The sequence below is a fragment of the Brevibacillus antibioticus genome, assembly GCF_005217615.1.
In the GTDB taxonomy this organism is placed as follows: Bacteria; Bacillota; Bacilli; order Brevibacillales; family Brevibacillaceae; genus Brevibacillus; species Brevibacillus antibioticus.
Map to the genome: position 1 here is coordinate 106,416 of NZ_SZNK01000001.1, position 13,331 is coordinate 119,746.

Annotated in this window: 8 protein-coding genes; all 8 read left to right on the forward strand. The window is 51.4% G+C overall.

The genetic code is table 11. From position 1 onward, the window contains the following. Positions 1 to 196 precede the first annotated feature (196 nt). The 8 genes from E8L90_RS00540 to E8L90_RS00575 all read left to right on the forward strand — a co-directional run bounded on the left by E8L90_RS00540 (position 197) and on the right by E8L90_RS00575 (position 13,327). Positions 197 to 1,375, forward strand: coding sequence for an ROK family protein (locus tag E8L90_RS00540; protein WP_137027535.1), 1,179 nt, complete (start codon positions 197 to 199; stop codon positions 1,373 to 1,375). Between the two features lie 24 nt (positions 1,376 to 1,399). After that, entirely contained in the window at positions 1,400 to 2,524 is a 1,125-nt protein-coding gene (locus E8L90_RS00545) for an extracellular solute-binding protein (RefSeq protein ID WP_137027536.1), read from the forward strand. Between the two features lie 124 nt (positions 2,525 to 2,648). Further along, positions 2,649 to 3,725, forward strand: a complete 1,077-nt coding sequence (locus tag E8L90_RS00550) for an ABC transporter ATP-binding protein (protein WP_137027537.1) — start codon at positions 2,649 to 2,651, stop codon at positions 3,723 to 3,725. Positions 3,726 to 3,739: 14 nt separating this feature from the next. Next, positions 3,740 to 5,467: an ABC transporter permease gene (locus E8L90_RS00555; protein ID WP_137027538.1), complete on the forward strand. Its 1,728-nt coding sequence runs from the start codon at positions 3,740 to 3,742 to the stop codon at positions 5,465 to 5,467. A gap of 53 nt (positions 5,468 to 5,520) precedes the next feature. Continuing rightward, positions 5,521 to 8,040 carry a PIG-L family deacetylase gene (locus tag E8L90_RS00560; RefSeq protein WP_425267124.1) on the forward strand — a complete coding sequence of 840 codons (2,520 nt, stop codon included), beginning with the start codon at positions 5,521 to 5,523 and terminating at the stop codon, positions 8,038 to 8,040. Positions 8,041 to 8,160: 120 nt separating this feature from the next. Next, entirely contained in the window at positions 8,161 to 10,692 is a 2,532-nt protein-coding gene (locus E8L90_RS00565) for an NEW3 domain-containing protein (protein WP_137027540.1), read from the forward strand. 110 nt (positions 10,693 to 10,802) lie between these two features. Beyond that, on the forward strand, positions 10,803 to 12,311 hold the full coding sequence (gene argH / locus E8L90_RS00570) for an argininosuccinate lyase (RefSeq protein WP_137027541.1): 1,509 nt from the start codon (positions 10,803 to 10,805) through the stop codon (positions 12,309 to 12,311). Beyond that, a complete protein-coding gene (locus E8L90_RS00575) occupies positions 12,311 to 13,327 on the forward strand; it encodes an N-acetylglucosamine kinase (protein WP_137027542.1) in 1,017 nt (338 codons plus the stop codon). Before argH ends, E8L90_RS00575 begins: the two co-directional genes overlap by 1 nt. The last annotated feature ends 4 nt before the right edge of the window (positions 13,328 to 13,331 follow it).

Genomic DNA, 13,331 nt, shown 5'->3' on the forward strand with positions numbered 1-13,331 from the left:
TCTCCTGTTTCCTCCCCACCACAACAGCGTGAAGATCATTTTTAGTAATATTTAACAAGGAATACGCATACTAAAAAACCCAAAAAATATCTGAAAGACAAATGTAAATTGTTTGACTATTGGTAGTCGCCATGTCTATAATTTGGTTATCTTTGTTAGTAATGTTAACTAACTGTGTGGCGGTGATCGACTAAGCGTGCAAGCTCCTAAAAAAACAGGTAACAGCAAACTCGTGAAAAAACTGAATAAAGAAGAAGTATTGCAGCAGGTCGTCTTGCACGGGCAGATTTCCCGCGCGGATATTTCCAAACAGACACAGCTCAGCCGTCCATGTGTTTCCGCCCTCGTAGATGAAATGATCCAGGAAGGACTCCTGCAAGAAGTAGGAATGGGTGATTCCAAAGGAGGCCGCAAGCCGATTTTGTTGGAGTACAACTACCAGGCGTACGCCATAGCCGGTGCGATTTTTGAAGGCTCTACCTTGGATATGGCCATTGCAGATATGAAAGGTGAGTTCTTGGCTCGCTATCGCAAACGGCTGGCACAACCAGCAAATGGCGAAACCGTCATCGAAGATTTGGCGGCTGGACTGGATCGCTTGTTGCGTGAAAGCGGCATCCCGCGAGAGCGCCTGCTCGGAATGGGCGTCGGCTTGCAAGGGGTCACACAGCGTGGCAGTGGAACCGTCAGCTTTTCACCCAGCACGGGGTGGATGGGTTCACCGATTCAGCAGACCATCGAAGCGCGACTCGGACTGCCCGTCATTATCGACAATGACGTGAATATGATGACACTGGGCGAGTACGTCCGTGGAGCAGGGGTCGGCCATACCAACGTTGTCTACATGTACGTAGGGACGGGGATTGGGGCCGGGATCATTTTGGATGGACAGTTTTATCGGGGGAGTCGTGAGGCAGCAGGAGAAATCGGCTTCATGATGATCGGCCCGGTACATAATCGCTCGAATGGCGCGTCAGGTGTGTTTGAGACGCATTATTCGATCCCAGGCATCCAAGAGCAGGCTAAGGGATTTCTCTCTGACCTTCAGGAAGGGTCGAGTGTCATAGAAGAGCTGATCCGGCACGCCAAACATAATGCAGAAGCAAAGGAGCTTCTTGCGGATGTGTATCGACATTGGGCGTACGGTATGGCGAACATCATCAGTATTTTGAACCCGGAAATATTGATCCTGAGCGGGGAGATGGTCCACGTCGATGGTGAAGGGGTGAAGCAAATTCACGAATGGCTGAGAGAATGGGTGCCCGAGGTGCCTAGTCTCGAAAAAGCGAGTCTGGGGGAGCGAGCTGGTTTAATTGGTGCTGTCCACAGTGTTTTGGAAGCGTTTCCTTTTACACGACTGCTTGAGAAAGAGTGAGAAGAACAAGAGGGGGAGTTCGTTTTGAAGAAGACAACTAGCAAGCTGAAAACATGGATGAAGGGTGTATTTGTCAGCTCCTTGGCCCTGACTGTGGCTGCGTGCGGCAGTGGAGGACAGGAAGCAAAGCCTGCCGACAACAGCGCTGGCGGCCAATCTGGCGCGGCTGCTCAACCTGCTGATTCATCGGGTGACCCACAAAAACTGGTGATTTACACCGGACGAGACAAAAATATTTTTGAAATCGTGTTGCCAAAATTTAAAGAAAAGTACCCGAACATTGAAGTGGATACACTCGAAATGGGTGCGCAACAAATTTTGGAGCGCGTTCGTGCAGAGAAGGCGAACCCGCAGGCTGACTTCTGGTGGGGTGGTACCCAATCCGCTCTAGCAACAGCGGCTAATGAAGATCTGCTTGAGCCTTACAAGCCGACTTTTGCAGACAAGGTTCCAGATTTGTACAAAGATTCGCAAGATCGCTGGTACGGCGAAATGCTTTTGCCAGAGGTCATCATGTACAACTCGCAGGTGATGAAGCCAGAAGAAGCGCCGCAAGATTGGGACGAATTGATCGATCCGAAATTCAAAGACAAGATCGTGATCCGAAACGTACTGCAGTCCGGCACAATGCGTACCATTTATTCTGCAATGATCTTCCGTCAAGGGGCGGATACTCCTGAAAAAGGTTATGAATGGCTGACTAAGCTCGATGCCAATACAAAAGAGTACACGCAAGACCCGACAAATCTGTATCTGAAGCTGGATCGCCAAGAGGGCGTCATCTCCTTGTGGAACCTCCAGGACGTTCTGATCCAAAGCAAAAAGAACAACCATCCGTATGACTTCATTTATCCGAAGAGCGGGGCACCGATTCTCGTAGACGGCGTGGCTCTGGTAAAAGGCGCGAAAAACCTGGATGGTGCGAAAAAGTTCATGGAATTCCTGATGAGTCCTGAAATAGCTGCCCAATTGGCGAAGGAACGCTTCCAGTTCCCATCTCGTACAGACATCAGCAAGGACCAGTTGCCAGACTTCATGAAAAATCTCGAGCTGAAGCCAATGGAACTCGATTGGGCTGTCATGGCTGCAAAGGAAAAAGACTGGATGCAGCATTGGGATGAAAACATCAAGGGCAAAGGCAAGAAGTAAGGGAGATTTGTTCCAAGCAGCTAGGCGGGAAGGCGTTGTCCTTTCCGTCTAGTCACTTATAGAAGTTGTTTGAAAATGGCCGTCAGCTTGAAATGACTTGCGATGAAGGAGGAAACACAACCCGATGAGCAGCGTAACACTTGATCACGTTTACAAAAGGTTTGGCCAAGCAAAAGGGGTCGAAGATGTTCACATTCATATCGAATCAGGAGAGTTTTTTACTTTTCTCGGTCCGAGTGGCTGCGGCAAAACGACTACCCTGCGCATGATTGCCGGCTTTTATTATCCAACGGAAGGCCATATCCGCTTTGGATCACAGGAGGTTACATCTCTTCCTCCCCATAAGCGCAATACCGGGATGGTATTCCAAAACTACGCGTTGTTCCCACACATGACTGTTTTTGAAAATATCGCGTTTGGCTTGCAGGTTCGGAAAGTGAACAAAACCGATGCAAAAGAGCGCGTAGAACGGATCATGAAGCTGGTTCGCTTGGAAGGCTATGGCGGACGCCGCATTGATCAGCTTTCCGGGGGACAACAGCAACGGGTAGCACTGGCACGGGCGCTGGTCATCGAGCCGCAGATTCTGCTGTTGGATGAGCCGCTGTCCAATCTGGATGCGAAGCTTCGCGAAGAGACGCGTTTTGAGATCAAGAGACTCCAGCTGGAGCTGGGGATTACGACGATTTACGTCACGCACGACCAGGCGGAAGCGATGTCGATGTCAGACCGGATTATGGTCATGCAGAGCGGAGAAGTGCAGCAGATCGGAACACCGCATGAGATTTACCATCGTCCTGTAAACCGTTTTGTCGCTTCTTTTATCGGCGAGACGAATCTGTGGGAAGGGACAGTTACCGGGTTTGACGGCGATGAAGTGCTGGTTCGCACGGCGTCTGGACAAATGCTCAGCGGATTGAAGGAGAATGCTTCTCCACGTGCTCAGCTGTCAGTTGGGGAGAAAGTGACGTTGTCCATTCGTCCTGAATCGGTTCTGGAGAGTACAGGCAACGAGGGACAAAATGTAGTGACAGGCTCTGTTGTCATGTCTGAATTTACAGGGGCGTGTGTCAATTACGTCACGGAAGTAGGAACGGAGAGCCTGCGCAGCATGTCGATCAACCTGGGACGACCGATTAAACAGCGCGGCGATGCCATCGGCCTACATATACCGAAAGAGAGCATTTATTTTGCCGGATAAGGGGGAAGAAGCTTTTGAGAGCAGAGTTGCAGCAAGCGCCGACAGCAGCCAGACGAAAGTCCATCACCGCTTCACCCGCCTTCGTCTATGTGCTGATTTCGCCACTCTTTTTAATATTGTTGGCTTATGTCGTTTATCCATTGTTCGAAACGTTCGTTGCGAGTATCAAAATCGATGAAGAAATTACGTGGAAAAACTACATTCGCTTCTTCAGCCTGGAGCATACCGCCAACCTGGAAGCGTTGTGGAACAGTATCTACATATCGGTTCTGAGTGTCATTACGTGCGGAATTGTCGGCGTCACGATGGCGTTTTTATTAGAGCGCTATGAGTTTCCCGGACGAAAAATTCTTTCAGTGCTGGCTTTGGTTCCGATGGCGTTGCCTCCACTCATTGGTGTTCTCTCGTTTACCTTTTTGTACGGAGAGAGCGGAATCGTCCCACGGGCGATCAAAGAGCTGTTCGGGCTTGCCCAGGTTCCTTTCTCATTAAAAGGAATGTGGGGTGTGGTCGTCGTTCATACATTTACGATGTACACTTATTTCTTCATGACGGCTACAGCAGCAATCAAGGGACTCGATCCGTCCTTGGAAGAGGCGGCAGCCAGTCTTGGAGCGAATCGCTTTACCGTTTGGCGGCGCATTATATTGCCGATGCTTACGCCAGCCATGGTCGCGTCTTCTTTGTTGGTTTTCATGATTTCGATGGCTTCTTATACGGCACCGCTCATTTTCGGAATTGACCGGACGATGACGATGCAAATCTATCTGTCTCGCACCAATGGAGATTTGGACATGGCTGCGACACAGTCTACGATTCTTTCGATTGTTTCCGTGGCTTTTCTTTTGATCATGCGTTGGTACCAAGGCGCGCGTAACTACCAGAACTTGAGCAAAGGGGTCAGTGTGCACCGTACTGAGATCAAGAGCAAAGCGGGACGCTACACAACGATTGTGCTGTCTTTTATCGGTACAATCATTCTGATGCTGCCAATTCTCGTATTGGTACTCATCTCCTTCTCGGTGGATGGTACCTGGACGGTGCAAATATTACCGCCGGAATATACCTTGTCGCATTACATGGATTTGTTCACGGATAGCAAGACATGGCGTCCGATTCTCAACAGCTTGCAGTTGTCTGCTATCGCGGTAATCGGGATCGTCATTTTCGGTGTAGCTGCGGCTTATGCCATGGTTCGCCTCAAGTTTCGCGGGAAAACGCTTCTTGATGTGCTGATCATGCTGCCATGGGCATTGCCAGGGACAGTTGTGGCGATCAACCTGATTGCAGCGTTCAGTGAGCCGAATGCATTCAGCTTTGGTCAGGTTTTGATCGGATCATTCTGGATTATCCCGTTGGCGTATTTTGTCCGACATCTACCACTTGTGTTTCGCTCTACTAATGCGACCTTGATGCAGATGGACCCATCCGTCGAGGAAGCTGCGCGAAATCTCGGTGCTTCTTGGTGGTACAGCTTTAGACGTGTCGTGTTCCCGATGGCGTGGGGTGGAATTCTCGCGGGTACGCTGTTAGCATTCGTTCAGTGTATCGGGGAGTTCGTAGCTTCGATTCTGATCTTCACACCGAAGACAACGCCATTGTCTGTCGCGGTATTCCAACGCATGTACAGTAATGAATTCGGCACCGCTTGCGCCTATGGTGTCTTGCAAATCGTGGTCATCATCATCGTGTTGTTCATCTCCAGAAAACTGACCGGAGATAAAGCGGGAACTGCCGTGTAAAGCTGGATGCCTTCGTCAAAAAGGGGGAGCTTCACGTGGATGTCAGTGAATCGATGGACAAGAAATCACCGATCGTACAGCCGACCAAACTGCCCTGCCCACCTATTCCCGCATCTGTTCGCACCATGCAGGGGGAACACGGACTGCTCGATCTATGGAAAGTGATTAAGCCGCTCGCTACCATTGCTAGTGCTATGAATACAGGTGCCCATCCAGACGATGAGCACAGTGCCATGCTTGCTTATTTGGCGCTGGGGAGAGGCGTTTATACCACGAGTGTGATCGCGACGAGAGGGGAAGGCGGCCAAAACGAAATCGGCTGCGAGCAAGGTACCGCGCTGGGGATTATCCGGACGCGCGAGCTGGAAGAAGCCTCATCTCTCAGCAATGTGACGCTTGGCATCCTGAGTGAAGAGCTGGATGATCCTATCCATGATTTCGGGTTCTCCAAATGTGCCGAAGAAACCTTCCGCAAATGGGGCGAAGAGGTCGTGTATGAGCGATTGATTCGGAAAATCAGGGAGCTACGCCCCGATGTCGTTATCGCTTGCTTTGAAAATGAACCGACGACACACGGACATCACCGGGCGATTACGTTACTGACACAGCGAGCTTTCCACGAAGCAGCCGATCCACAGATCTTTCCTGCGCATAGGCAGGCTGGACTTTTGCCGTGGCAAATGAAAAAGCTGTATTTGCCTATCATGGACAACGATGATTATCACGTCGCTGTACCCGTGGGGGAATACGACCAAATCTACGGCTCATCCTATGTGCAGCTTGGTGAGCGATCGAGGTTTATGCATAAGACACAGGGCATGGGTGTTCATTACGACGAAGGCCCGACCTACAATTATTACCGCTTGGATGCCTCTGTTTTTCCGGCACCGGAAAAAGAGCGCGACTTTTTTTCCGGACTGCCCGTCAGTTTTGCTGATCTGGCGCAGAGCATCGCTGCAAAAGGCGGGCAAGAGCTTGCGGAAGTATTTCATCGTATGCACGATGCGGCTACAGATGTATTGAATGCCTACCCGCGTTTTGCTGAGGTGGCACAAAGGGTTCACTGCATGAAGGCTTTGCTGGCGTCTGCACAACAAGAAGTACCCAAGGCTCCACTCGATGAAGAAACAAAGATTGATTTGATGTATCGGCTAGGACTCAAGGAAGCGCAGCTAAACCGTGCCAGTGCGGAGGCTCTGTCTTTGGTCGTGAAAATCAAGCCGGAGACGGGCGAGTGGGTGGCAGGTCAGACGACAACCGTTACCGTAACGGCTTACAACGGCGGCTCGCTGGAGGTAGAGCATGTGAAGCTGCGTATGCGTGTACCCGCTGGATGGACGGCGAAACCGCTCACGCCAACTGCTTTTCCTCGACTTGCTTACAATCAGACGGTGTGCACCGTATTTGAGGTATCGATTCCTGCACAGACGGAGCTGTTCCATCCATACAAGCCGCCCGTGCTCGATGTCGAGGTGCTCTATTTCGCCTTCGAGACAGCCAGTACGATTCGTGTGGAGCCGGAAAGCCGTGTTGCTGTGCTTCCGCCGTATGCCGTGACGCTGACCCCGTCAGATGTGGTGAGAAACACGCTGCATACGGATGAGACGATCCCGGTTAAGGTAACACTGAAACAGTACCGTCCGGGAAGCTCTACAGCCAAGGTCGCTCTCGTTGTCCCGGCAGGCTGGGCAGCGGAGCCAGCCTTTGTGGATGTTCCATTTTCTTTCCGCAGCGAGACGAAAACGATCGCTTTTACTGTTCATACCACACCGCAGGTGACGAATGGCAAATATCAGATCAGCGCCACGGTAGCGGGGACAGACGGTGTGACTGAGATCGCGCAGGATGTGCAGGTCATTGAATATCCGCATGTCGGCCGCACGTATTTCATCCGGCCCGCTACGTTGACTGTTCAAGCCTTTGACCTGGCCATTCCGAAAAATCAACGGATCGGTTACGTATCCAGCGGCTTTGACAATATGGATAAATACTTGCGTGCAGTCGGGGTGAATTGCCTCAATCTCGACGCAAACGAAATACAATCGGGCGATTTGTCCCGCTACGACACGATTGTTCTCGGTATCCGCGCATACGGATTCCGCCGCGAATTAATCGAGAGCAACCAGCGTCTTTTGCACTATGTAGAAAACGGCGGAAATCTCGTCGTTCAATATCATAAGCCGGAGGACAAATGGAAGCCGCACTTGGCACCTTACCCTATTTTTATCGGCGAATCGCTGATCGATTGGCGGGTGACCAATGAGCAATCAGACGTCCGTATGCTGGCCCCTGACCATCCGATATTCCAGGAGCCAAACGTGATTACCCAAGCAGACTGGGATGGATGGGTGCAGGAGCGCTCCATCTACAATCCTTCTCGCTGGGGGAGCGAGTATACCGAGCTGATTGCGACAAGTGATCCGGGAGAACCGGAGTTCCGTGGTATTTTCCTCACGGCGCACTATGGAAAAGGGACGTATACGTACAGCTCGCTTGCCTGGTTTCGCGAGATTCCACAGCTAGTCCCTGGCGCTTTTCGTTTGTTCGTCAACATGATCAGTCAGAAGCAGTAATGTCCCATCCACTCCGGGCCAACCGTGGGTCGATCCATGGCTACATCAATGAACTGCAAACGTATAGACCGCCATGATTGATATAGACATCAATCTGAAAATGGAATGGAGGAACGTTCATTGAGTAAGGGGAAACTTGCCAAGCTGTACACGATTACGACTTCAGCGGTGCTGGCCACGAGTCTGATTATGCCGGTAGCACCCGAGACCGCCCATGCAGACCGCGGGGGTGTCGACCTGTGGAAAGCCATCAAGCCGCTCACCACGATTGCCAGTGCGATGAACACCGGAGCACATCCGGACGATGAGCACAGTTCGATGCTCGCGTATTTGTCGCTTGGCAAAGGGGTGGACACATCGAGTGTCATTGCGAACCGTGGCGAGGGAGGACAGAACGAGATAGGCAGCGAGCTAGGTAATGCGCTGGGGATCATTCGTACCCGCGAATTGCAGGAAGCTTCCAAAATCACGAACATCCATCTGGAGAACCTCAGTGAAAAAATCGATGACCCTATTTTTGACTTCGGCTTTTCCAAAAGCCCGGATGAAACGCTGCAAAAATGGGGCGAGGATGTCGCATACGAAAAGCTCATCCGCCGTATCCGAACACTGAGACCCGATATCGTGATTCCCGCATTTTTGAACGAACCTTCGACTCACGGTCATCATCGCGCGATTAATGTCATTACGGTACGGGCATTCAAGGATGCCGCAGATCCAAACGTTTTTCCGCAGCATGCAAAGGAAGGCTTGGCTCCTTGGCAGGTGAAGAAGCTGTACCTGCCTGCAAAGGAACAAGATTACTCGGTCAAGGTGCCAGTTGGCGACTATGACGAAATTTATGGTGCCTCTTACGTCCAACTCGGCGAAGAATCCCGTTTTATGCACAAGAGCCAGGGCATGGGACGTCACTATGACGAAGGGCCAAGCTTTAATTATTACAAGCTCGATCAAGCCATCGTAGAGACAAAAGACAAAGAAGCAGACTTTTTTGCGGGAATTGCCTATTCATTTGACGATTTAGCCAAGGAAGTTGCCAGCCAGTCTGGTGGGGAAAAAGTGGCGGGTGAACTAAAAAAGTTGCAAAAGGATGCCGAAGAGGTCATTACTGCGTACCCAAGCTTTGCCTCAGTAGCCAAGGAAGCGCATGAGATGCTGGCGGATGTGGAAAAAGCGACGGCAGTAGTCGAAGCGTCCTTGCTGCCAACTGACACGAAAACAGACTTGCGCCATCGTTTGACCGTGAAAAAATCCCAGCTAAACAAAGCTAGTGCCGAAGCGCTCTCGCTCGTGACCAAGGTAAAGCCTGAGACAATGGAGCTAGTAGCAGGCCAAACGACAAAAGTAACGGTCACGGCTTACAACGGCGGCCAAGCAAAAGTCGGGAAGATCAATCTCGCACTGAATGTACCAAAAGGCTGGCAAGCCAAGCCGCAATCGACCACCAGCTTCTCATCGCTCGGCTACAATCAGACGGTAAAAACGACATTTGATGTCACGGTTCCGTCAAATGCTGCGCTATTCCAACCGTACGCCGTGCCAGCCATTACGGCAGATGTCAGCTACAGCTTTGCAGGCTCGACGGCGAATAGCCATGTGACACCAGCAGATGCCATTGCAGTTCTTCCATCTTTTTCTATGGTGCTGAGTCCAAATGCGACGGTTTTGAATACGCAGAAGCCAGAGGAGCCAATCCCGGTCAAGGTTACGGTGAAAAATTACAATCCAGGTGCAGCGAAAACAACCATCTCTCTACATGTGCCAAAAGGCTGGAGCGTGGAGCCACAAGCAGCACCGCTCGCCTTTGAGGCCAAGGGAGAAACGAAGTCCGTTGCCTTTACGGTCAAAGCAGACGCTTCGGTCCAACCGGATAAGTATACGGTGACAGCAGTAGCGTCTGGCAGTGGTACAGAGAGTCGACACGGAGCCCAAGTCATCCGTTACCCGCATATCGGCACGACTTATTTCGTCCAACCAGCGACTCTTGCCATCCAGGCATTTGACCTGAAGGTGCCGGAAGGCTTGAAGGTCGGTTACGTATCCAGTGGCTTTGACAATATCGATCAGTATTTGTCCCAATTGGGAGTCGATGTGACCAATCTGTCGGCAAAGGACATCGAGACTGGCGATCTGAATCAATACGATACGATCGTGCTGGGTATTCGCGCTTATGGTTTCCGACCGGAGTTGATTCCTTCGAATGCCCGCTTGCTCAAATACGTGGAAAACGGTGGGAATCTGGTCGTGCAATACCACAAGCCAGAGGATAAATGGAAGCCAGAGCTCGCTCCTTATCCGATCAAAATCGGAGCTCCGCTGATTCAATGGCGTGTCACAGATGAGAACTCCAAAGTGACAGTATTGGAGCCTGATCATGCTTTGTTCCATTCGCCAAATAAAATCACGGAAAAAGATTGGGACAACTGGATTCAGGATCGTTCCGCTTACAATCCATCCGAGTGGGGCAAGGAATACACAGAGCTCATCTCTAATGGAGACGAAGGCGAGAAGGAATTTACGGGTACGTACCTCACTGCCAAGTATGGAAAAGGAACGTATACCTATAGCTCGCTCGTGTGGTATCGCGAAATTCCGTCACTCGTACCGGGGGCGATCCGATTGTTTGTCAACATGATCAGCCCACAGCAGTAATCATAGTAGAAGGGAAGGCGATCGTTCGGCGGTCGCCTCCCTCCTAAAATAAGATCAGACGCAAAAATAGAAGCAGCTTACGAATGGATAGGGAAGGAGATGCAAGTAAGATGAATTATAGAGAGCGAATTTTTCAACAGGAGGGAGCCAGTTTCCCTGGCAAGACATACGTGGAGGCTGTTTTGGAGCCTGCGTTCAATGAAGCGAAGCACCATCTTCTGCATCCGATGATGGCGATCAACAAGGCGCATTTGATCATGCTTCGTGAACAGGAATTGCTCACAGACGATGAGGCCAAAAGAATTGCTGGTGCACTGTGTGGGATCGAAATGGAAGAGCTGCGCCAATCGCATTACACCGGGCAGTTTGAAGATTTGTTCTTTCAGGTAGAGAGCCGTTTGCTGGAACTGGCTCCTGATGTGGCAGGAAATCTGCATCTGGCTCGCAGTCGCAACGACATGGGGATTACCATTTACCGCATGGTGCTGCGTGAAAAATTGTTAGTGACCTTGGCTTCCGCCCTCTATCTGAAAGAGCATTTGCTCCTCTTTGCAAATGAGCATGTGGATACGATTATGATTGGCTACACACATACACAGCAGGCACAGCCGACGACAATGGCGCATTATATCATGGCGGCTACTGACATGCTCAGCCGCGATATCAAGCGACTGATCCAAGCCTATCACACAGTCAATCGCTCACCAATGGGGGCAGCAGCCTTGACGACTTCTGGCTTTGCGATCAGCCGGGAGCGGATGTGCGAATTGCTCGGATTTGATGAGTTGGTGGAAAATTCCTATGATGCAGTCTGCGGCGCGGATTATTTAGGGGAGGTAGCGACAGCCGTACAATTGGCAGCCATTAATTTGGGGCGTACGGTTCAAGATATGCTGCTCTGGTGCACACAGGAATTCGCGGGGTTAAAAGTCGCGAGTCCATATGTGCAGATCAGCTCCATCATGCCGCAAAAGCGCAATCCGGTTTCCTTTGAACATATGCGCTCTCTGTTGTCCAGCGCAGCAGGCAATGCGACGACAGTGCTTACGATGATGCACAATACGCCTTTTGGCGATATCGTGGATACCGAGGATGACATGCAGCCATACGCATGGCGGAGCATGGGCGTGCTCGAGCAGATGTATCGCTTGATGGCGAGCGTTGTGGGGACGATGGAAGTGAACAAGGACGTCCTATTGGAGCGGGCAAAGGGTAGCTTTGCGACCGTCACTGAGCTAGCGGATACATTGGTGCGCACGGATCAGCTTTCATTCCGCAAATCTCATCACATCGTGAGTCGTGTGGTAAAAGAAGCGATGAGTGAGCAACTCGCTGCAAACCAAATCAGCTTGGAGCTGGTAAACCGTGCAGCCGTGGAAGTAATCGGGCGGGAGCTGTCGCTCACAGCAGAAGAGCTCAGACTGGCGCTTGACCCGGTTCATTTTGTAATGATCCGCAACCTTCCTGGTGGACCAAATCCAGAGGAAATGAAGCGCATGATCGCCGCTCGCCAAGCTGTTCTCCAGCAGGAAACAGAATGGCTGGCACAGAAAAAACAGGCGATTGCGAATGTGATGAAAGGGCTTGATCATTTGACAGCTGAATGGAGTGTGGGGTAATGGCAGTGGTGCGAATACCTCTTCTGGCAGTGGACGGAGGGGGCACCAAGTGTCTGGCGGTACTGGTGGACCGCTCCAGAAATGAAATCGGTGCAGGACGCTCCGGTTCATGCAATTATCAAGGGATCGGGGAGGAAGCGGCAGCTCGTGAGTTGGTTGCAGCGATCAACCAAGCTCTGGACGATGCGATTGCTCGTCAAACAGTTGCCCCCTTTATGAGCAGCACACCGACACCAGATGAACCAATCGAATGGGAAATCGAGTGCGCGGTGTTCGGGATCGCTGGCCTCGACACAGAGTATGATCGACAGGTAATCTCGCGGATGGTGAGCAAGGTGCTGCACCAGCTCGGCATTCGCGTCCAGCACCTGATTGTGGAAAACGACGGGTTTGCGGCATTGCTCGGTGCGACCGGAGGCAAACCCGGCATTCTGGTCATCGCAGGCACAGGCTCGATTGCCTTTGGTGTAAACGATGAACAGGAAACAGCGCGAGCAGGAGGCTGGGGGCATCGGGTCGGTGACGAGGGCAGCGGCTACTGGATCGGCAAGCAAGCGATTATGGCGGTCTTAAAAGCAGCGGATGGCCGCGGCGAGCCGACCGTACTGAAGGAGCTGCTCCTTCCACACGTTGGACTCGGACGCGTAGATGAATTATTTAACTGGACGTACAGTGAGCATTATTCCGTAGAGAAGGTAGGAGAGCTATCGCCGTTGGTCAGCCAGGCTGCACTTGCCGGAGATAAGGTGGCAGTAGCTATCTTACAGGTCGCAGGCGAGGAGCTTTTCGATGCTGCTCGGGCGGTCATTGATACGTTGCAAATGAAAGCCAAGCCGTTTCAGATGATTATGCAGGGAGGCGTTTTGCAAAACGATGATCGCGTGCGAGAGATCGTCGTAGAGCGCGTCCGAGTGTATGCTTCGCAGGTCGTCATCGAAAATGCGAAAAACGATCCGATTTACGGTGTCATAGCAAAAGGATTGGCTTATCTAGAACGCCAATCGGGCGGTAAGTGAGGTG

Coding starts and splice junctions, on each gene's coding strand:
- E8L90_RS00550 (WP_137027537.1), top strand. CDS start 2,649: ATGAGCAGCGTAACACTTGATCACGTTTACAAAAGGTTTGGCCAAGCA.
- E8L90_RS00560 (WP_425267124.1), top strand. CDS start 5,521: ATGGACAAGAAATCACCGATCGTACAGCCGACCAAACTGCCCTGCCCA.
- argH (WP_137027541.1), top strand. CDS start 10,803: ATGAATTATAGAGAGCGAATTTTTCAACAGGAGGGAGCCAGTTTCCCT.
- E8L90_RS00575 (WP_137027542.1), top strand. CDS start 12,311: ATGGCAGTGGTGCGAATACCTCTTCTGGCAGTGGACGGAGGGGGCACC.